This window comes from Novosphingobium sp. MBES04 (assembly GCF_000813185.1).
GTDB lineage: Bacteria > Pseudomonadota > Alphaproteobacteria > Sphingomonadales > Sphingomonadaceae > Novosphingobium > Novosphingobium decolorationis.
Genome location: NZ_DF850489.1, coordinates 695,278 through 715,500, shown reverse-complemented (window position 1 = coordinate 715,500; position 20,223 = coordinate 695,278). Strand labels below are relative to the sequence as shown.

Annotated in this window: 18 protein-coding genes and 1 pseudogene; 13 read left to right on the top strand and 6 right to left on the bottom strand. The window is 65.8% G+C overall.

What is annotated here, in order from left to right; all coding sequences use genetic code 11:
* Positions 1-265: 265 nt before the first annotated feature.
* Positions 266-1,081, top strand: a complete 816-nt coding sequence (locus MBENS4_RS17025) for an acyl-CoA thioesterase (RefSeq protein ID WP_052322480.1) — start codon at positions 266-268, stop codon at positions 1,079-1,081.
* Between the two features lie 72 nt (positions 1,082-1,153).
* Here the strand turns inward: MBENS4_RS17025 and MBENS4_RS17020 are convergent, their stop codons facing one another.
* From MBENS4_RS17020 to MBENS4_RS17010, 3 genes are all read right to left on the bottom strand, one after another.
* Positions 1,154-2,773, bottom strand: coding sequence for an FAD-dependent oxidoreductase (locus MBENS4_RS17020; RefSeq protein ID WP_039393028.1), 1,620 nt, complete (start codon positions 2,771-2,773; stop codon positions 1,154-1,156).
* A 364-nt stretch (positions 2,774-3,137) separates the two neighbouring features.
* The gene (cobS, locus tag MBENS4_RS17015; protein ID WP_413465125.1) at positions 3,138-4,115 is read right to left on the bottom strand and encodes a cobaltochelatase subunit CobS; all 978 of its coding nucleotides are present in this window, start codon (positions 4,113-4,115) and stop codon (positions 3,138-3,140) included.
* A gap of 120 nt (positions 4,116-4,235) precedes the next feature.
* Positions 4,236-4,973, bottom strand: a complete 738-nt coding sequence (locus MBENS4_RS17010; RefSeq protein WP_084592216.1) for a winged helix-turn-helix transcriptional regulator — start codon at positions 4,971-4,973, stop codon at positions 4,236-4,238.
* A gap of 205 nt (positions 4,974-5,178) precedes the next feature.
* On the opposite strand from MBENS4_RS17010, the gene MBENS4_RS17005 reads away from it, so the two are divergent.
* Together MBENS4_RS17005 and MBENS4_RS17000 are read left to right on the top strand one after the other, a co-directional pair.
* Positions 5,179-5,811 carry a glutathione S-transferase family protein gene (locus tag MBENS4_RS17005; protein ID WP_039393025.1) on the top strand — a complete coding sequence of 211 codons (633 nt, stop codon included), beginning with the start codon at positions 5,179-5,181 and terminating at the stop codon, positions 5,809-5,811.
* Positions 5,812-5,841: 30 nt separating this feature from the next.
* Complete coding sequence (locus MBENS4_RS17000; protein WP_039393023.1) at positions 5,842-6,324, top strand: GFA family protein; 483 nt, start codon at positions 5,842-5,844, stop codon at positions 6,322-6,324.
* 179 nt (positions 6,325-6,503) lie between these two features.
* On the opposite strand, the gene MBENS4_RS16995 is transcribed toward MBENS4_RS17000, so the two are convergent.
* On the bottom strand, positions 6,504-6,950 hold the full coding sequence (locus tag MBENS4_RS16995; protein ID WP_338422161.1) for a J domain-containing protein: 447 nt from the start codon (positions 6,948-6,950) through the stop codon (positions 6,504-6,506).
* Between the two features lie 193 nt (positions 6,951-7,143).
* Between MBENS4_RS16995 and MBENS4_RS16990 the strand changes: the two genes are divergently transcribed.
* The 6 genes and pseudogenes from MBENS4_RS16990 (at position 7,144) to MBENS4_RS16965 (ending at position 13,142) form a co-directional block, all read left to right on the top strand.
* A complete protein-coding gene (locus tag MBENS4_RS16990; RefSeq protein ID WP_039393004.1) occupies positions 7,144-7,416 on the top strand; it encodes a BolA family protein in 273 nt (90 codons plus the stop codon).
* A 107-nt stretch (positions 7,417-7,523) separates the two neighbouring features.
* Positions 7,524-8,180 (top strand): ATP phosphoribosyltransferase, encoded by a 657-nt coding sequence (hisG, locus tag MBENS4_RS16985; protein WP_039393002.1) that lies wholly within the window; start codon positions 7,524-7,526, stop codon positions 8,178-8,180.
* The gene (gene hisD / locus MBENS4_RS16980; RefSeq protein WP_039392999.1) at positions 8,180-9,469 is read left to right on the top strand and encodes a histidinol dehydrogenase; all 1,290 of its coding nucleotides are present in this window, start codon (positions 8,180-8,182) and stop codon (positions 9,467-9,469) included. The genes hisG and hisD overlap by 1 nt, the downstream gene beginning before the upstream one ends.
* A complete protein-coding gene (gene nusB, locus MBENS4_RS16975; RefSeq protein WP_039392997.1) occupies positions 9,469-9,912 on the top strand; it encodes a transcription antitermination factor NusB in 444 nt (147 codons plus the stop codon). Before hisD ends, nusB begins: the two co-directional genes overlap by 1 nt.
* Positions 9,913-9,964: 52 nt before the next feature.
* Positions 9,965-10,923, top strand: a pseudogene (thiL, locus tag MBENS4_RS16970) (thiamine-phosphate kinase).
* 116 nt (positions 10,924-11,039) lie between these two features.
* Positions 11,040-13,142, top strand: coding sequence for a sodium-translocating pyrophosphatase (locus MBENS4_RS16965; RefSeq protein ID WP_039392995.1), 2,103 nt, complete (start codon positions 11,040-11,042; stop codon positions 13,140-13,142).
* Positions 13,143-13,158: 16 nt separating this feature from the next.
* On the opposite strand, the gene uvrC is transcribed toward MBENS4_RS16965, so the two are convergent.
* Positions 13,159-15,102, bottom strand: coding sequence for an excinuclease ABC subunit UvrC (uvrC, locus tag MBENS4_RS16960; protein WP_039392994.1), 1,944 nt, complete (start codon positions 15,100-15,102; stop codon positions 13,159-13,161).
* Between the two features lie 76 nt (positions 15,103-15,178).
* Positions 15,179-17,905, bottom strand: coding sequence for a hypothetical protein (locus MBENS4_RS16955; RefSeq protein ID WP_242404989.1), 2,727 nt, complete (start codon positions 17,903-17,905; stop codon positions 15,179-15,181).
* Between the two features lie 228 nt (positions 17,906-18,133).
* On the opposite strand from MBENS4_RS16955, the gene infA reads away from it, so the two are divergent.
* The 4 genes from infA to yacG are packed head-to-tail and all read left to right on the top strand — an operon-like array spanning position 18,134 to position 20,170.
* Positions 18,134-18,385, top strand: coding sequence for a translation initiation factor IF-1 (gene infA, locus MBENS4_RS16950; RefSeq protein WP_039392992.1), 252 nt, complete (start codon positions 18,134-18,136; stop codon positions 18,383-18,385).
* A gap of 18 nt (positions 18,386-18,403) precedes the next feature.
* Positions 18,404-19,000 carry a Maf family protein gene (locus tag MBENS4_RS16945; protein ID WP_052322479.1) on the top strand — a complete coding sequence of 199 codons (597 nt, stop codon included), beginning with the start codon at positions 18,404-18,406 and terminating at the stop codon, positions 18,998-19,000.
* 7 nt (positions 19,001-19,007) lie between these two features.
* Positions 19,008-19,982, top strand: coding sequence for a ribonuclease (locus tag MBENS4_RS16940; RefSeq protein WP_039392990.1), 975 nt, complete (start codon positions 19,008-19,010; stop codon positions 19,980-19,982).
* Positions 19,979-20,170, top strand: coding sequence for a DNA gyrase inhibitor YacG (gene yacG / locus MBENS4_RS24880; protein ID WP_084592214.1), 192 nt, complete (start codon positions 19,979-19,981; stop codon positions 20,168-20,170). Before MBENS4_RS16940 ends, yacG begins: the two co-directional genes overlap by 4 nt.
* Positions 20,171-20,223 lie beyond the last annotated feature (53 nt).

Sequence of the window (20,223 nt, the reverse complement as noted above, 5' to 3'; positions counted from 1 at the left end):
GCGCGCTATCCGCACAGCAATAAGCCTTCGCGCCAAGCCCTTGACCTGAGACGGTAACGCTCACAGGGATACGCGACGCACGTGTTGCAGCCCCGGAACGGCGGCGCTGCAACCGGGGCGCACTAAAGCTGCGGGCGCATGAGCGCCCCGCACGCGCCGCGCCCGAACCCCACAGGAGAGCAAAGGTCCCCCTTCCCGGCATTACGCCGAAGCTGGGGTATGCCTGCGCCGTCCCTGTTGCCACCACGTCCACGCGGGAACCCGAATGTCCTCTGATTACCTGATTGCCCCTACCCCCGAAGACACCCAGACCTTTGCCGACAGCTCGGTGCGCCTGATCGACATGATCTTTCCGGGCGACACCAACCACCATGGCACGCTGTTCGGCGGTGTGGCTCTGGCCCATATGGACAAGGTGGCCTTCCTGACCGCCACGCGGCACGGCCGCGCGCCCTTCGTCACCGCGCGCTCGGAACGCATCGACTTCACCGCGCCCGGGTTCTCGGGCGAAATGGTCGAAGTGCATGGCACGCTGACGCGCGTGGGCAACAGCTCGCTCGATGTCGAAGTCAATGTCATTGCCGAGGAACTGGTGAGCGGCGAGCGGCGCAACCTGACGCGCGGGCTCTTCACCATGGTCGCACGCAAGGGCCCCGATACGCGCCTGCCCCTCCCGCCGATGCCTGCCCCGGCCCCCGAACCAGCCGAGGACGAGCCGCTGCGCATGGTGGAGATGGTCTTTCCCACCTCCACCAACCACCACGGCAACCTGTTCGGCGGCGATGCCATGAAGATGATGGGCAAGGCCGCCTTCATCGCGGCCACCCGCCATTGCCGCGAGATCGTGGTGATGGCCTCCTCCGACCGCATCGACTTCACCTCGCCGATCCGCGAAGGTTCGATGATCGAGCTCGTCTCGCGCATCCGCATGACGGGGCGCACCTCGATGCTGGTCGAGGTCGAACTGTGGGCCGAGGAACTGCTGAGCGGCCTGCGCAGCCACGCCGCGACCGCACGCTACACCATGGTCGCCGTCGACAAGGACGGGCGGCCCAAGAGCTTCGCCCGCACCAGCTCCTGACACGAAAAGGGCCTGCCGCTCCCCACGGAACGGCAGGCCCTTTTCACATAGGCCCAGGAGGCAATCAGGCGATCAGGCGATCTTCTTCAGAACCGGCTGCGCAGGCTGACCCGCGATCTGGTCGGCGAGGCGCAGCGCCAGCGCGACAATGGTGAAGGTCGGATTCGCCCAACCCGAGGTCGGGAAGACCGAACTGCCCGCGATGTAGAGGTTGTTGACCCCGTGGACGCGGCACTGCGCGTCGACCACACCCTCGGATGGTGAATTGGACATGCGCGTCGTGCCCATGTGGTGGTAGCCGCCGATCGGATGCGCGCTGACCAGCGGATCGAACGTCCACTCACGCCGCGCGCCCGAAAGCCAGGGCTCCTTGTCCACCTTGCCCAGCCCCATCCGCTCGATCTCCGCCCCGAAGGTGGAAACCAGCCGGTCGACCGAGTGCACGTCAAGGTCGGTGAGGCGCCAGTCCAGTTCCACGCGCGGCATGCCCAGCGCATCGCGCTCGCCCGAAAGCCGCACCCGGCTGTCGGGATTGGGCGCCTGTTCCGCGCGCACGAGAAGCGCGGCTTCCACGCGGTTGAGCTTGTACAGCAGCCACGAACGCGCGGGGTCGGCCACCTTCTGCGCCATCGTCGCCGCCCGCTTGGTGACCAGCCACATGAGACGCGCGTGGCGCGTGGGCGAGAGATCGTGCTTGATCTTGTTGTAGGCGCGCATGCCCATGAACTGGCGGCTGTCCGACGGCTGGCGCGGAGCGATCGTCATCGAGGTGTTGAGCATGCCCTCGCGGCGCTGGGTGCTCTCGGCGGCGGCCAGCAACGCGGCCACCGTCTGGCCGTTCAGGGTGTGGCGGCGGCCATAGGCCTTGAACATGTCCCAGACGAGCCTGGTCGTGACATGTCCGCCGCGCGCGTGGGGATGCTCCATGAAGAAGCGGCCGACCAGATCGTGCCCGTTGCCCAGGCCCTTGGCATGGACCTGGTTGGACGCGAGCAGCAGGCGCGGGTTCTCGATCCCGCCCGAGGCGAGAACGACCTCGCGGGCGTTGATGCGCGCGCGGCGGCCCGCAAGGTTCGCGATGTCGAGACCGGTCACATGGGCCCCGCTGTGGTCGGTCCGGATCTGGGTCGCGGTGGCGTGGGTCAGGATCGTGCAGCGCGGATGGCTGACGAGGTCACGGCAATTCTTGATGTTGAAGCGACTGAATTCCGGGTCGAAATTCCACAGCTTCACGGTCATCGTATCGTCGAATTCGGGAAACCAGACGCCGACGCGCGCCAGATCCTTGGCTTCGAGCCGACGCTCGGGCAGGCCGAAATAGCCGCGCGATTCGTCGTAGTATTCCTGCATCTGCGCATAGGAGACCGGCCAACCCGAGTGCGGCACCCAGTCGCGGCGCTCGAAATCGATGGGGTCGAGCTCGGCGATGCGCCCGCCCCAGATCGCGGTGGTGCCGCCAAAGAAGCGCATCCGGGCGTGATCGAGTCGGTAGTAGGGCGCGCCGACCGTTTCGCCCGCGTTGAGATCGCTCGTGTCCTCCTCGTAGTCGAAGCCGCCCGATTCCAGGATCGTGACGCTTCGGCCGGCCGCCAGCAGGCGGCGCGCGACGGTAATACCCGCAACTCCGGATCCCACGATGCACACGTCGGCATCGAAGGTGGACAGTTCGGTGGACTTGAAATCGATAATCATGACAGGGTCTTCGTTTCCTGGATGGGACACAGCTTCACACAGGGAGGCTACATCCAGTCGCCGAAACGGCCCTCTTCGGGGGTTTTGCAGTGCGTTTCAGACCATCGACGGCCATGGCCAACACGAACCAGATTGCGGGATTGTGTCAGCTTGGTGTCAGCCCCTGTTGCGATGCTATGTAGTTAAACAAAGCGCGATTGCCAGATACGCATTGTAACCCATTTCTCAGCACCGCGTGAGTATTTTTCAACATGCGGCCAACGCAATTGCGCCCCGGACCGAGAGGTTTCCCTCCCGCTCCGGGGCGCAATTGGATGTATCTTTGTCTTTCAGAGCCTTCGCCGCACCCAGGTGCAGCGAAAGATCAGGCCTTGCCGACGACGCTTTCGGGAAGGTCGTTGCCAAAGACGCGCTGGTAGTATTCGGCCACCAGCATGCGCTCGGTCTCGTCGCACTTGTTGAGGAACGAGAGTCGGAACGCGAATCCCACGTCGTTGAAGATCGCGGTGTTCTGCGCCCAGGTGATGACGGTACGCGGGCTCATCACGGTGGAGATGTCCCCGTTCATGAAGCCCTGGCGCGAGAAATCAGCGACCTTGACCATCTGCGCGATGACCTCGGGGGCGACCTGCGTGACCTTCTTGCTCACGATGTCGACTTCGGTTTCCGACGGGAGGTAGTTAAGGCCGACGACCAGGTTCCAGCGGTCCATCTGGCCCTGATTGATCTGCTGCGTGCCGTGATAGAGGCCCGAGGTATCGCCAAGGCCCACCGTGTTGGCCGTCGCAAACAGGCGGAAGTGCTTGTCCGGGCGGATCACGCGGTTCTGGTCGAGCAGGGTCAGCTTGCCCTCGGTCTCGAGAATGCGCTGGATCACGAACATCACGTCGGGACGACCCGCGTCGTATTCGTCGAAGACCAGCGCAACCGGGTGCTGCAGCGCCCAGGGAAGCAGGCCTTCGCGGAACTCGGTCACCTGCATGCCGTTGCGCAGCACGATCGCGTCACGCCCGATCAGGTCGATACGGCTGATGTGGGCATCAAGGTTGATGCGGATGCACGGCCAGTTGAGGCGGGCTGCGACCTGTTCGATATGGGTCGACTTGCCGGTCCCGTGATAGCCCTGGACCATCACGCGGCGGTTGTAGGCAAAGCCGGCCAGGATCGCGAGCGTGGTGTCCGGATCGAACACGTAGGTCTCGTCAAGATCGGGAACGCGCTCGTCCGCTTCGGAGAAGGCAGGCACCTTCATGTCGATGTCGATCCCGAAGGTTTCGCGAACATCAAGTTCGATATCGGGTGCGGCGAGCACGGTGGCTTCGCGGTTCTCGGCTTGGGTCATCGCTGTCTCTGTCATCGCGCTACCCGACTAAAGGACAGAGCACCGCACCGCAACATGCTTTGCACCGCAAAGGCTTTTTCCCGGTCCGCTGGTGTCGGGCACCCGTCGCGCTACGAACGATCAGAGTGGTTCGGGACCCGCTTGCGCAAAAAGTCCGGCAAAGCGGTCGGCAAGAGCCGGATCGCCCTCACTGCGCAGGCCCTTCTCCGGCACGTCACGCTCTGCGCCTGAAAAGAGCACCTCGTGCAGATCCCGGGCACTTCGCGCCGTGAAGCGCAGGTCCGGTGCGCGCAGGGCCGCGCCTCCGGGATGAATGGTCATGCCGGAGGCCCGAACGCGCGCGGCAAAACGCTGTTCGGCAATGTCGAAAGCGACCCACAGATCGAGCTTTCCAATGCGTTCGGGAACGAGCCAGGACCGCAAGGCGAGCATCAAGGCCACCGGAGTTAGCGGGAGCTCTTCGCCCTGCACGTCCCCCTCGCGATGCGCCCAGCGCACGAGCGAGCGCAGCACGTCCTCAAGCCCCTGCCCCCATTGCGTGAGCCCGTAGGCACGCGCGGAGACCGGAGGCGGCAGCAGGCAAGGCTGGACCACGCCGCTGGCTTCCAGCGTCTCCAGCCGCTCGCTCAGGATCTTGGCCGAGAGGCCCGGCAAGGCCGCGCGAATCTCGTTGAAGCGCCGCGCCCCAAGCAGGAGTTCGCGCGCGATCAGCAGCGACCACCGCTCCCCCATGAGCTCAAGCGCCTGGGCAGCCCCGCAGCCGTCCTGGTACCAGCGCCGGGCCTTGTGGGCCGGTGCCTGCGCCAGTGCCGCCCCCGACGTGCCATCCGTTTGACGCGAGATCTGCTGAAGTCCCATGGTTGCAATTGGTAACCCTCCACCAGACCGGCACAAAACAGGACTGCCTCCACATCGGAGCGAAAAGGGCCTCATTGCCCCCGCGATCTCCTGGCATGTCCACACCTTCGGTCCGCCGCGAAGCGATTGACGGCAGGCGCGCCTTGCCGCAGCTTCCCGGGACAAGGCTCTGCGGCAGGGGTTCGCCGGGCAAGGAGAACGGTTCTTGGCTGACTACACGTTCTACACCAATCCCATGTCGCGCGGGCAGATTGCGCGCTGGGCCCTGCACGAAGTCGAAGCCGACTACGATCAGGAACTGGTCGACTGGAGCGCCAAGAGCGCCGATTTCCTCGCGGCAAACCCGATGGGCAAGGTTCCCACCCTTATCCATCACGCCAACGAAGGCCCGCGCGTGGTGAGCGAGGCCGCCGCCGTCTGCCTCTATCTTGCCGAGATGCACCCCGAGGCCGAACTGCTGCCCGACGATACGCAGATGGCGGATTACTACCGCTGGACCTTCTTCTGCGCAGGCCCCGTCGACCAGGCCCTCACCGCCAAGGCGCTGGGCTTCGGCCCCTCCGACGCGCGGCAGGAAGGGCTCGTCAGCTTCGGCAATTTCGAGCGCCTGATCGCCACGCTCGACCACCTTCTCGAAGACCGCATGTGGGTGTGCGGCGAACGCTTCACGATGGCCGATGTCTATGTCGGAAGTTCGATCGATTGGGGGCTCAACTTCGGCCTGCTGCCGCCCAACGAATCCTTCGTCGCCTATACCGAGCGTTGCCAGGCCCGCAGCGCCTACAAGGAGGCCAAGGCCATCGACGGCGCGCTGATCGCCAAGTCCGACAAGGCGTGAGCCACCCGTCCATCAAGGGAGTGTGATGCGATGCTGAGCGGAGAGGAAGGCGGCTGCGACTGTGGCAAGGTGCGCTACCGGCTCGAGGCCGAACCCATCGTCACCAAATGCTGCCACTGCCACGCCTGCCAGCGCCAGACCGGCAGCGCGTTTGCCCTCAACCTGGTGATCGAGACCGCGCACATCACCCTGCTGGGCGAAGCCCCCGAAGCTGTGGAAATGCCCACCCAAAGCGGTCACGGACAGGCAAACTTCCGATGCCCCCACTGCCGCATCTCGCTGTGGTCCACCTTCCACCAGGCCGGAGACAAGGCCCGTTTCGTGCGGGCTGGCACCCTCGACAACACGCACGCCGTGGTTCCCGACCTGCATATCTTCACCAAGGCCAAGCAGGACTGGGTCGTCATCCCCGAAGGCGCCGAAGCCTTCGAGGCCTTCTACCGTGGCAAGGACGTCCCGCGCGTCTTCGGCGAGGCCAATGCCGCACGCTGGAAAGCCGTGCTGGAGCGCTGACAGTCAGCGCGAAGACAAAGGAAGTATGCTTTTCCAAGGGGCCATCGCCCCTTGCCCCCAAAATGGGCGACCTTACCTCTCTCGGCCCACGCAGCTGGTGAGAGGTGAGCCAGACAGTTTTGGGAGCCCGAGGGCAATGGCCCTCGGAATCATCGCTTCAAACTCTTCTAATCCACTTTTCAGGCGAAAGCCGCCGCCTTCTTGAGCAGGTTGTAGGCCTCGACAACCTTCTGCAGCTTCTCGGCATGGCCGTGATCGCCGCCATTCTGATCGGGATGGTACTGGCGCAGGAGGCGGGTGTAGCGCATGCGCATCGTCTTGCGGTCGACATCGAGTTCGAGGCCGAGCACCTTCAGCGCGCCGCGTTCGGCAGGCGTGAAACGGGCGTTGGCGCGCATCTCGTCCTGCACCTCGCCACGGCGGCGCTTGACGTGCTGGCGTGCGCGGGCCTGGATCGCCTCCAGCGGATCGGAGAAATGCGCCCAGTGCGGCGCGCCATCGACCGTCTCGTCGGGGCGGAAGGCGCGCGCGGTGTGCTCCCAACCGTGCAGCGGAGACTGCGCGCGGAAGATTTCCTCGGCTTCCATGCCCTCGAAATAGTCGTAACCGGCGTTGAACTCGCGCACGTGCTCCAGGCAGAACCACCGATAGTCGCCTGGCCCGTCGAAACTGGGCGAGCGCGAACCCGGCGCACGAAATTCGCCTGCCTCTTCACATCCCGGCCAGCTGCATTCGCGCCCGTCGGAATCGTATCTTCCATGAAATCTATGCTGTCTCACCCGCTTCAAGATGGGCGAAACAGTCGCTAAATGAAACCCCATGACCGGACCTATCGCCCAGGAAATCGCCCAGCGCCTGACCGCTGCCCTCGCTCCCACCCAGCTCGAGATCGTCAACGACTCGGCCCATCACGCGGGCCACATGGGCGATGACGGCACGGGCGAATCGCACTTCACGATCCATATCGAAAGTGCGCAATTTGAAGGCGTTTCGCGCCTCCAGCGCCAGCGCATGGTGAACGCTGCACTGGGCGACATTCCCGGCGAGCGGGTCCATGCCCTTGCCATCAAGGCGCGCGCGCCCGGCGAGTGATCGCGTCCTGCAAATTTGCCCCGCGATTTTGGCGATGACAGCCATCGCCAAAATCGCGGGCTTCTGCAGGTTGCCCTTTGGCCTGCGTGCGCCTAAATGCGCGCACCATGCCGACACCTTTGACCTTTGCCGTGCCCAAGGGGCGTATTCTCGATGAAGCTCTGCCGCTGATGGCGCGCGCAGGCGTTGTTCCCGACGCCGAGTTTCATGACAAGAAGTCGCGCGCGCTTTCCTTTGCGTGCGAGAACAGCGACATGCGTCTCATCCGCGTGCGCGCGTTCGATGTCGCGACGTTCGTCGCACATGGCGCGGCGCAGGTCGGCATCGTCGGCTCGGACGTGGTCGAGGAGTTCAATTACCCCGATCTCTACGCGCCAGTCGATCTCGACATCGGGCACTGCCACCTCTCGGTCGCCGAGATCAAGGGCGAGCAGACCGACACGCTGCCCTCGCACCTGCGCGTTGCCAGCAAGTATCCCAACCTCACCCGCCGCCACTTTGAAAAACTGGGCGTGCAGGCCGAGGTCGTGAAGCTCAATGGTGCGATGGAATTGGCCCCGACGCTCGGCCTCTCCAGCCGCATCGTGGACCTTGTCTCGACCGGGCGGACCCTGAAGGAAAACGGCCTTATCGAGACGAGCAAGATCCTCGAGATCTCCGCCCGCCTCATCGTCAACCGCGCCGCGCTCAAGACCGACGAGCGCGTGGCCGCGCTGGTCGATGCCTTCCGCGCCGCCGTCGCGCGCGAGAAGGAAGCCGCCTGATGCAGCGCCTTTCCACCCGAGATCCCGGCTTCGAGGAGGCGTTCGCGCGCGTCGTCGATGACCGGCGCGAAAGCGCGACCGATGTCGCGGCCGATGTCGCCGCGATCCTCAAGGACGTGCGCACGCGCGGCGATGCCGCGCTCGCCGAACTGACGGCGAAGTTCGACGGCCACGATCTCGACGCCACGGGCTGGCAGGTCTCGGCTGAGGATTGCAAGGCCGCCTTCGACGCGCTCGACACTGACCTTCGCACCGCGCTTGAACTCGCCGCAGAGCGCATCCGCGCCTACCACGAGGCCCAGCTGCCCGAGAATCGCGACTACACCGATGCGGCCGGCGTACGCCTGGGCGCGGTCTGGCGCGGGGTCGATGCGGCCGGGCTTTACGTGCCGGGTGGGCGCGCTGCCTACCCCTCCTCGATGCTGATGAACGCCATTCCCGCCAAGGTTGCGGGCGTGGAGCGTCTCGTCGTCGTCACCCCGACGCCCAAGGGTGAGGTGAATGCCCTGGTGCTCGCCGCCGCGCACCTCGCTGGTGTGGACGAAGTCTGGCGTGTGGGCGGAGCCCATGCGGTGGGCGCGCTGGCCTACGGCACCGCGCGCATCGCGCCGGTCGACGTCATCACTGGCCCGGGCAACGCCTGGGTCGCCGAAGCCAAGCGCCAGCTTTACGGTGTCGTCGGCATCGACATGGTTGCAGGGCCGAGCGAGATCCTCGTGATCGCGGATGGCAAGAACGATCCGGTCCACACCGCCGCCGACCTTCTCAGCCAGGCCGAGCACGACCCGACCTCGCAGTCGATCCTCATTACCGACGATGCCGCCTTTGCCGACGCCGTCGCCGAGGCCATCGAGAGTGAGCTCACCAAGCTTTCGACCGAAGGCACCGCGCGCACCTCGTGGAACGACAACGGCGTCATCGTCGTGGTCGAGAATTTCGACGAGGCGCCCGCCCTCGCCAACCGCCTTGCCGCCGAACACGTCGAGATCGCCACCGACGATCCCGAAGCGATCTTTGCCAGGATCCGCCACGCAGGGTCGGTGTTCCTGGGCCGCATGACCCCCGAAGCGGTCGGGGACTATGTCGCCGGCCCCAACCACGTTCTTCCCACCGGGCGCCGCGCGCGCTTCTCCTCGGGGCTTTCCGTGCTGGACTTCATGAAGCGCACCAGCTTCATCCAGCTGAACGAGGCCGCCCTTGGCGCCGTCGGCCCCGCCGCCGTGGCGCTGGCCGAGGCCGAGGGTCTTCCCGCGCACGCCCGCTCCGTTTCCGTAAGGCTTGAAAAGTAATGTCCGGTTCCAAGAAATCGCGGGCTGCCGCCCGTCTCGCCGCCGTCCAGGCGCTCTACCAGTTCGACATGGAAGGCACGCCCCAGGCCAGCCTCCTCGACGAATTCCGCCGCCATCGCCTTGGCATGGAAATCGACGACGAGAAGTTTGCCGATGCCGACATCCCCTTCTTCGACGACGTGGTGAAGGGCGTGATCGCGCGCCGCGACGAAATCGACGAGATCGTCTCGGGCAAGCTTGCCGAAGGCTGGGCCCTTACCCGCCTCGACAAGACGATGCTGCAGATCCTGCGCGCCGGTGCCTACGAACTGATGGCCCGCGCCGACGTGCCGACCGGCGCGGTCATCACCGAGTACGTCGATGTCGCCCACGCCTTCTTCGACGAGCGCGAAGCCAAGTTCGTGAACGGCGTCCTCGACGCGGTCGCGAAGTCGGTCCGCTAAGCCCGATACCCGGATTGACCGGAGCATCGCGTTCCGGTCTATCCTCTTTTCCATGAGCTCCGAAACCGCCTTCATCTCGGCGCTGCGCAACCTTGCGTCCAGCACCGCTGCGCGCGGGCTGATGGACGATGCCGCCGTCCTGAACGTGGGCGGCGCGGACCTGGTCCTGACCATGGACACCGTGGTCGAGAGCGTGCATTTCCTCCCCGACGATCCGGCGCAGGACGTGGCCTGGAAGCTGGTTGCGGTCAACGCCTCGGACCTTTCGGCCAAGGGGCTTCCCCGCTCGGCTGCCTCTATTCGCACGCGCTGGGCGAGGACGCCTGGGACACCGCCTTCCTGGAGGGGCTGGCCGAGGCCTGCCGCCATTTTACGCTGCCGCTGCTGGGCGGAGACACCGTACGCATGCCCGAAGGCGCGCCGCGCAGCTTCTCACTGACCGCACTCGGCCAAGGCCCCGAAGGCACCGAGCCGCCCGCCCGCACGATGGCCCGCCCCGGCGATATCGTGTGGGTCAGCGGGACCATCGGCGATTCCGGTCTCGGCCTCGACATCCTGCAGGGAACACGAACGGCAACCGGACCCGAGGCGGACTGGCTGAAGACCCGCTACCGGCGCCCCATGCCCCTCACCCCGCTCGGCCCGGCGCTTGCGCACTATGTGCATGCGATGATGGATGTTTCAGACGGCCTCCTCGTCGACCTCTCTCGCCTGGCTACGGCCAGCGCTGTCGGCGCCCGGATCGATCTTGGCGCCATGCCGCTGTCTCCGGCGTACACGGCTCTTGCCGGAACCACGCGCGAGGCCCGCATGAAAGCGGCCTGTGCGGGCGATGATTATGTCCTGCTCTTCACCGCGCCAGCGCAAAACACGGCCCACATCGAAGCTGTCGCCAAGGCCACGGGCGGCGCCGTGCGTGCGCTCGGCACGATTGGCGCAGATGCGGGTCTGCACCTGACCTGCGAGGGTGCGGAAATCCCCCTCCCGACCCACCTTGGCTACGAGCACTGACCCCCTCCCCTGACAAGCAACTTGCCAGTTTCCCGGCACAGGCGTAGCTCTGAGAGCTCCTGAGCGGGAGAAACCCGCCGCAAGAACGATAATAACAGTGGGAAGGGGACAATCGCGTGAATGCACTCACGATTGCAATCGCCCTGGGTGGGATGGCGCTGGTCTACGGCTTCGTCACCAGCCGGTTCGTGCTCGGTGCCGATGCGGGCAACACCCGCATGCAGGAAATCGCCGCCGCCATCCAGGAAGGCGCACAGGCCTACCTCAAACGCCAGTACACCACCATTGCCATCGTCGGTGTGGTCGTGGCCGTTATCCTCTTCCTGACACTGGGCGCGATTTCGGCGACCGGCTTCGTGATCGGCGCGGTGCTGTCCGGGACCGCGGGCTTCATCGGTATGACCATCTCGGTGCGCGCCAACGTCCGAACCGCCTCGGCCGCGCAGGACGGTTTGCAGGAGGGCCTCACCCTCGCCTTCCGGGCAGGCGCGATCACCGGGATGCTTGTGGCGGGCCTGGCCCTTCTCGCGATAGCCGTCTTCTCCTGGTACCTCACCGGGCCTGCCGGCCATGGCTGGAGCGGCGAGGACCGCAGCGTCGTCAACGGCCTTACGGGCCTCGCCTTCGGGGCCTCGCTCATCTCGATCTTCGCGCGGCTGGGCGGAGGGATCTTCACCAAGGCGGCGGACGTGGGCGCAGACCTTGTCGGCAAGGTCGAGGCCGGCATTCCCGAGGATGACCCGCGCAACCCTGCCGTCATTGCTGACAACGTGGGCGACAACGTGGGCGACTGCGCCGGAATGGCCGCCGACCTGTTCGAAACCTACGTCGTCACCGTGGGCGCGACGATGATCCTGACCGCGCTGCTGCTGGGCGATGTCGGCCCGCGGCTCCCCTCGCTCATGGCGCTTCCGCTGCTTATCGGAGGGGCCTGCATCGTCACCTCGATCGTGGGCACCTTCTTCGTCAAGCTGGGCCGGAAGGCCAACATCATGGGCGCCATGTACAAGGGCTTCCTGGTCTCCGCTGTGCTCTCGATCCCGGCGATCTGGCTCGCGATCTCCTACGCCCTGGGCGGCATGGCAAGCGAGTTCCAGGTCGGCGCACGCGAAGTCCATGGCTTTGACCTGTTCCACAGCGCGATGGTCGGCCTTGCCATCACAGGGCTCATCATCTGGATCACCGAATACTACACGGGCACCAGCTTTCGCCCCGTCAAGTCCATCGCCAAGGCCTCGGTCACGGGGCACGGCACCAACGTCATCCAGGGCCTCGCCATCAGCCTGGAGGCGACGGCCCTTCCCACCCTACTGATCGTGGCCGGGATCATCGTTGCCCACCAGATCGCAGGGTTACTGGGGATCGCCTATGCAGCGACCGCCATGCTGGCGCTGGCGGGCATGGTCGTGGCGCTCGACGCCTATGGGCCTGTCACGGACAACGCAGGCGGGATTGCCGAGATGGCCGGGCTCGATGACAGCGTGCGTGCCAAGACCGACGCGCTCGATGCGGTGGGCAACACGACCAAGGCCGTCACCAAAGGCTACGCCATCGGTTCGGCAGGGCTTGCCGCGCTGGTGCTGTTTGCCGCCTACACCACGGACCTGCGCGAGTTCTTTCCCGAGCTCACCGTCGATTTCAGTCTGGAGAACCCCTACGTCATTGTGGGACTGCTGCTCGGCGCCCTCCTGCCCTATCTCTTCGGCGCGATGGGCATGACCGCCGTCGGACGCGCGGCGGGCGATGTCGTGCGCGACGTGCGCGCGCAGTTCAAGGCGAACCCGGGCATCATGACCCACCAGACCCGCCCCGACTATGCGCGCACGGTCGATCTCGTCACCAAGGCCGCGATCAAGGAGATGATCGTGCCCTCATTGCTTCCGGTGCTGGCCCCTATCGTGGTCTATTTCGCGATCACGCTGGTGGCGGGGCGGGAGAACGGCTTTGCCGCGCTTGGCGCGCTGCTGCTGGGCGTGATCGTCGGCGGCCTCTTCCTGGCGCTGTCGATGACCTCGGGCGGCGGCGCCTGGGACAACGCCAAGAAGTACATCGAGGACGGCAACTTCGGCGGCAAGGGTTCCGAAGCCCACAAGGCCGCCGTCACCGGTGACACCGTGGGCGACCCCTACAAGGACACCGCCGGACCGGCCGTGAACCCGATGATCAAGATCACCAACATCGTCGCGCTCCTGCTTCTTGCCGCGCTGGCCTCAGGTTAGCGGAGCGTCCTGCCGATCACCCGCCCGGGTGGTAGAAATCGTAGATCGTGCGCGCCACGGCCGCGCTGACGCCGGGCGCGCGTTGCAGGTCTTCCAGGCTCGCCGCGCGCACCTTGCCTGCTGTCCCGAAATGCAGCAGCAGCGCGCGCTTGCGCGCCGGGCCGATGCCCGGGATTTCGTCGAGCGGGCTCGCCGTGATGGCGCGGCTGCGCTTGGCACGGTGCGCCCCGATGACGTAGCGGTGGACCTCGTCGCGCAGACGCTGAAGGTAGAACAGCACCGGGGAATTGACCGGCAGCATCTTCTCGCGCCCATCGGGAAAGTGGAATACCTCCCGCCCCTCGCGCCCGTGGTGCGGGCCCTTGGCAATGGCGATCAGCGTCACGTCCTCGACGCCCAGCTCCTCCAGCGCCTCCTTGACCGCGCTCATCTGCCCCTTGCCGCCGTCGATCAGGACGAGGTCGGGCCAGGTGCCGCTTTCGCGGTCCGGGTCCTCTTCCATCGCGCGGCCGAAGCGGCGGGTCATCACCTCGCGCATCATCGCGTAGTCGTCGTTCGACTGGGCCTCGCGAATGTTGAACTTGCGATACTGGTTCTTGATGTAGCCCTCGGGCCCCGCCACGACCATCGCGCCCAGGGCCTTGGCGCCCTGAATGTGCGAGTTGTCGTAGACTTCGATGCGCTGGGGTATCTCGGGAAGTTCGAGAAACTCGGCCATCTCGCGCATGACCTTGGCCTGCGTGCCGCGTTCGGCAAGGCGCCGTTCGAGCGCTTCGAGCGCGTTGCGCGCAGCCTGGTCGATAAGGCGCCGACGCGAACCGCGCTGGGGCACCGAAATTTCCACCTTGTGCCCGGCCAGTTCGCGGAAGGCTTCAGAGAGGAGGTCGTTCTCGGGAATTTCACGGTCGACAAGGATGACCTTGGCTGGCGGCACTTCTTCGTAGAACTGGGTGAGGAAGCTCTGCAGCACCTGCTCGTCGGAAAGGCCCTCAGTGTGCGTCGGGAAGAAGGCGCGGTGCCCCCAGTTCTGCCCGCCACGGATGAAGAAGGCCTGGATCCCGACCTGCCCATTGTTCACCGCCATCGCGAAGATGTCGGCGCTGTCGAGCCCTTCGGCGTTGATCGCCTGGCTGCCCTGGATGAAGGTCGCCGCGCGCAGGCGGTCGCGCAGCATGGCCGCGCGCTCGAAGTCGAGCGCTTCGGCCGCCTCGGCCATCTGCGCCTCGATCTTGCGCTGCACCGCGTTGGACTTGCCGCCCAGGAAATCCTTCGCTTCGCGCACCAGTTCCGCATAGCCCGCCTCGTCGATGCGGCCCACGCATGGCGCCGAGCAGCGCTTGATCTGGTAGAGCAGGCAGGGACGATCACGGCGCGCAAAAAAGCTGTCAGTACAGCTCCTTAGGAGAAAGAGTTTCTGAAGCGCATTAATCGTGGTGTTGACCGATCCCGCGCTGGCAAAAGGGCCATAGTAATTGCCCTTGGCCTTGCGCGCGCCCCGGTGCTTCATGATCCGCGGATAGTCGTGATCGGCACGCAAAAGGATGAAGGGGAACGATTTGTCGTCGCGCAGAAGCACATTGTAGGCGGGCCGAAAGCGCTTGATGAGCTGCGCTTCCAGGAGCAGCGCCTCGGCCTCGGAATTGGTCGTGACGATGGTCATCGAGCGGGTCTGGCTGACCATGCGCTGGAGGCGCGAGGGCAGGCGTTCCCACTGCGTGTAGTTGGCAACGCGGTTGCGCAGTACGCGGGCCTTGCCAACGTAGAGAACCTCGCCGCGCGAATCCTGCATGCGGTAGACGCCCGGACGCGTGGGCAGCGTGCGCACGGTATCGCGGATCACCTCGACACCGGCTTCGAGGTCAGGCTTGTCCGACCCGCGCACGGTGGAGGTGGCCCGATCCTCGTGGAAGCGTTCGGTGCCCTGGGGAGTTTCCGGAGTTCCGGCCGGTGTTCGCGACATGTCCTCCAGATAGGGGCACGGACGGCGCTTCTCCAGCCCCGTCCGCGTCCTATCCGCAGTTAAGCGGAGCCTGCCCTCAGAATAGCTTGCGGAAGTCGATACCGATAACGCGCCCTTGCGGATCGCGGTACCCGCGCTGGTAGGCAATCGGGATCTCGCCTCCGGCATTGGTCACCTTCTGGCGCGAATCAAGGATGTTATCGACCGTGAAGGAGAGGCGCGAACCCTTGAGGAAGGGCATCTTCTGCACCAGGCTTTCCTTGCCCCCCAGGTCCATGAAGATGCGCAGGTCGAGCTCGAACGTACTGCCAAAGCGCAGGTCCGAGCTGCCCGGCGCACCAGTCCCGTTGACGTGTGTAGGCGCGCTCCATTCGCCCTTCAGGCGCGCGCCGTTGCCGTTGAGGAAAAACCCGCCCTCGGCCTCGATCGAATGGCGCGGCGTGCCGCCAGCGGCCAGCGATTCGCCCGACAGCTGGTCGAGCACGGGGCTGTTCGGGCCGATGCGCACGTCTTCGGACAGGCGCCAGGTGTGGTAGAGCGAAAGGTTCCAGCGCCCGCCCGGAGGACCGCGACGTGCTGGCGCCGGCGAGGCGGGCGCAGCCGCTCCTCCGGCGCGCGACGGCGGTCCGTCCGAATTGCAGATCCGCTCGCGCATCGCGGCGAGGCGCTCCTTGTCGATCGAGCCGTCTTCCTTGCGCAGACGCGCCAGCATCGGTTCGGGCAGCGCGGAAAGGTCGGGCTCCTGCCCTTCTGTACACAGCGCCGCCTTGATCGCCTCGAAGCGGCCCGGATCGAAGTTGCGCCCGCCGCCGGGACCTCCCGGACCGCCCGGCCCGCGGGGGGCATCGGCATTCTGCGAGCGCGCCGAGGGACCTCCCGAAGGAGGCTCGGTGGCGCCCAGGCTCCCGCTGATATTGAAGCCCCAGCGCACATTCGAACTCGACACCTTATCGAAAGTCACCGGACGCTGATCGATGGCGATGAGCGAGCCGTTCTCGTCGCGCGTCACCCGGTCCGGGAAGGCGGCCTCGATGGCGGGCGTCAGCAGTGGGAAAGATTGCGAGACGTTATCCGAGCGGTTGCGGAAATACTCCAGAACCAGGTTTGAACGGTCGAGGAACGGCAGCTGCCAGTTGGCCGAGAGCTTGATGTCCCGCCGCTTCTCCTTGAGGAGATCCGGATTGCCCCCGCTTGTCGCGGTCACCAGCGCCGTTGTCGAATTGGTGAAATCATAGACCGAGACGTTGTAGTTCACGATCTGCGGCGAACCCAGCTGTGAGAGCATGGGCGCGGCCTCTTCGCCCAAGTACGTCGCCTGGAGCGTCAGCGTCTCGGTCGGCGACCAGGAGAGGCCCGCGGTCCAGTTGGTCAGCGTACCGAAGTCGGAAAGATGGTTGATCCCGGCGCCCAGGTTCAGCGAGAGATCGCCGATGGCATCGAGGAAGTAGTTGTTCCGGCTCGTCAGCGGCAGTGCCAGGTTGACGCCCGCCGAGACATCGCCGCGCGTCAGGCGCACGGTGTCGAACTCGCTGCGGGTGTCATCGCTCAGCGTGCGCGAATAATTGTACCCGGCCTTGAGCGTCAGGCTCGCATCCCCCGCCGGGAGGCTGACCGGACGGCCCGACAAGGTGCCCAGCGAGGTCAGCGCCAGCGTGCGGTTGCGCGCGAAGTCGACGCCCGGACCGGGAAGCTGGGGCAAGGCCCCCGCGATGTCGAGGTCACCGGCAAGCGCATCGGCCTCGATCGCGCTCGTGTCGCGGCGGCGGTCCACCTGGGTCGCGGTGTCGGTATAGGCGCCGTCGCCGGTGATGCTGAGCTGCCAGCCGTCAATCTGCCGGTTGTAGCCCAGACCGCCTTCGAACAGATCGGTGGAGACCCGCTGCGCAAGCGGATCGTCATAGGTGCGGATCTCGGAATTGCCCGCGCCGTCGCTCAGCGTGAACGTGTCGAGGCCCGAGAGCGAATTGGTGACCGTGCGCGTATAGGCCAGGTTCCCGGTGATCTGGCCGTTCATGCCCCCTTCGCCGAGGCCCTGCGTGACGGTGCCGTTGATCTCCAGTTCGGATTCGTCACCCGCAAGGCTGCGGAAGCGGCGGGGATCGGGATCGCCCGCCACGGTGGGCATCTCGCCCGGCTCGCGCGCGATGCCCCGCTCGTCCTCGGTCAGCATCGAGGTTTCGGTGAGCTTGGCCGACAGGTTGTAGCGGCGCGGGCCCGACACGCTGAAAATGCCGGTTTCCAGCTCATAATTGTCATAGCCGCCGCGCGTCGGGCGGTTGTATTCGCCCGCGCCGGTTCCCGCCGCGAAATTGTCCTTGAGGATCAGGTTGACCACCCGCTGATCCGCCGAGTAGCCGAATTGCAGCGCCACTTCCTCGGGCAGGACCTGCATCTGCCGGATGGCTTCGGGCGGAATGTTGCGCATCTCGCGCCAGCTGGTGATGCGCAGGCCGTTGACGAGCATCACCGGACGCCCGCCGCCGCGCCCACGCCCGCTTCCCGTCTGGGGCGAGATCGCGTCGAGCAGCTCGGCGATGGAGGACGCGCCATAAGCCGCGATGTCGCTTTCCTCAAAGGTCTGGATCGGCTCGTAAGGCGTATCGACAGCGCCGGGCAGCACGCTGCGGCCCGTCACGATGATCTCGTTGCCGATAACAGCATCGGAACCGAGCGCCCCGCCGAGTTCTTCCTCGTCGTCCGTATTCGTCGCCGCGCTGCCCGGAGGGACCGACATGTCCTGGGCGGCGGCAAGTGCCGGCATCGAAACACTGGTGGCCAGGGCCAGAAGGTAGGTCAGTCGCAAACACTGTCTCCGTAAAGAAATTCGGCCTCTCCCTGTGACGTCCTGCTGCCGTTTCGGATGTGTTTCGACAAGCCTTCGCGCGGTATCACTTTGTCGCAAATTGTGGGTCCTGCGACAGGCCAATAAGTCCCGATTGGCCTTCTTGTTGCGTGAAGGCTTCCATTTTGGCCGGTTGATGGCTATGTCGCGCCGCAAACACCCTACAAAACGATTGGATATTGATCGCCAATGGCGAAAGAAGAACTTCTCGAAATGCGCGGCCGCATCGTTGAGCTGCTGCCCAACGCCATGTTCCGCGTCGAACTGGAAAACGGCCATGAGATCCTCGGCCACACGGCAGGCAAGATGCGCAAGAACCGCATCCGCGTGCTGGTGGGCGACGAGGTGCTGGTCGAACTGACCCCCTACGACCTGACCAAGGGCCGTATCACCTACCGCTTCATGCCCGGACGCGGCGGCCCCGGCGGCTACTCGTCCTGATCACCCAGTTGATCTGCCATGACCGAGACTGCTGACGCGGCGCCCGCGCCGCGCCTGGTCCTGGCCTCTGCCAGCCCGCGCCGTCGCGAATTGCTCGCGCGGCTCGGGGTGACACCCGCAGAGATCTGCGCCGCCGACATTGACGAGACGCCCGCAAAGGCCGAACTTCCGCGTGTCTATGCCCGCCGTATGGCGCGTGAAAAGGCGCTGGCGATCCCGGACAGCGACGCGCACATCCTCGCTGGCGACACCGTGGTCTCCTGCGGACGGCGCATCCTACCCAAGGCCGAGAACGAGGCGACCGCACGCGCTTGCCTCAAGCTGCTCTCGGGCCGACGCCACCGCGTTCTCAGCGCGATTGCCCTGCGCCATCCCGATGGCACGCTGCACGAGCGCCTGAGCGAGACCGTGGTCCGCTTCAAACCTCTGACCGCCGAGGAAATCGACGGTTACATCGCCAGCGGCGATTGGGACGGCAAGGCCGGTGGCTACGCCATCCAGGGCCGTGCCGAGGGCCTGATCGCCTGGATCCAGGGCAGCCATTCGGCTGTCGTCGGCCTGCCCCTGTTCGAAGCCCGCGCCCTGCTGAAGGCCGCCGGCTTCCCCCTCACCTGACATTTCGATGCCGCGCTGGCTGATCGAGGACGGCATCGGCGAGACACGCGCCGTCCTTGTCGAGGATGGCGAGGTCCTGGCCGCGCGCCTGTTCCTCCCCGGCGAGACGCGCGCGGGCGCCGTCCTCGAGGCCAGGCTCGTCGCGCGCCAATCCGGTTCCCGGCGCGGCACCGTGCGCCTGCCCTCGGGCGAAGAAGCTCTAATCGACGGGCTTGAGAAGAGCGCCAGCGAGGGAGCGCCCTTACGTGTTGTCGTGACACGCAGCGCCATCCATGAAGGCAGCCGCGTCAAGCGCATGCAGGTGCGCCCGACCGACAAGGCGCCCTGCCCGCCGCCCACGCCGCGCGAGGAACTGGAACGCGATGGCTTTGCCCTCGAGCAGGTGCGCCGCTTCCCGGACGATCCCTGGCCCGAGCTCGTGCTTCAGGCGCTCGACGGACAGATCCCCTTTCCCGGCGGCACGCTCCTTGTCAGCCCGACTCCGGCGATGACGCTGATCGACATCGACGGCACCCTTCCCCCAGCCACGCTGGCCATGGCCGCCGTCCCGGCAATCGCCGCGTGCATCGGGCAACTTGATCTCAACGGGGCGATCGGCATCGACTTCCCATCCCTCGAGCGCAAGGACGAGCGCCGCGCCGTCGATACGGCCCTGGCCGAAGCGCTGGACCACTGGCCCCACCAGTCCACGGCCATGAACGGGTTTGGCTTCGTCCAGCTTGTCGCCCGCTGCGAGGGCCCCTCCCTGCTGCACCGCGTGCACAACGATCCTGCCGGCGCCGGGGCACGTCTGCTGCTGCGCCGGGCCGAAGCGGTCAGCGAGCCGGGCATCCTCCTTCTTGGTGCCTCGCGCGCGGTGCGCGCCGCGATACGCCCCGAATGGGAAGAGGAACTGGCCCGCCGCACCGGCCGCACTCTGCGCTGGAGCGTGGACGATGGCCTTGCCCTTGGCGGTGGTTTCGCGCAGGCCGTCGCATCATGACGACTCCCAAACGCACCTGCCCCATCTGCCGCAAGGCCCGGTCCGAGGAACATTCTCCCTTTTGTTCAAAGCGCTGCCGGGACCGCGACCTGCTGCAATGGCTCGATGGCGGCTATGCCCTGCCGGGGCCTCCCGATCTTTCTTCAAGCGATTTGGCCCCGTTTTCCGGGGATCAGGACGAAGATTGAAAAAACTTGCCAATTTAGGGCTTGCAACGAATCAATCCCTTCTTCATAGGCCC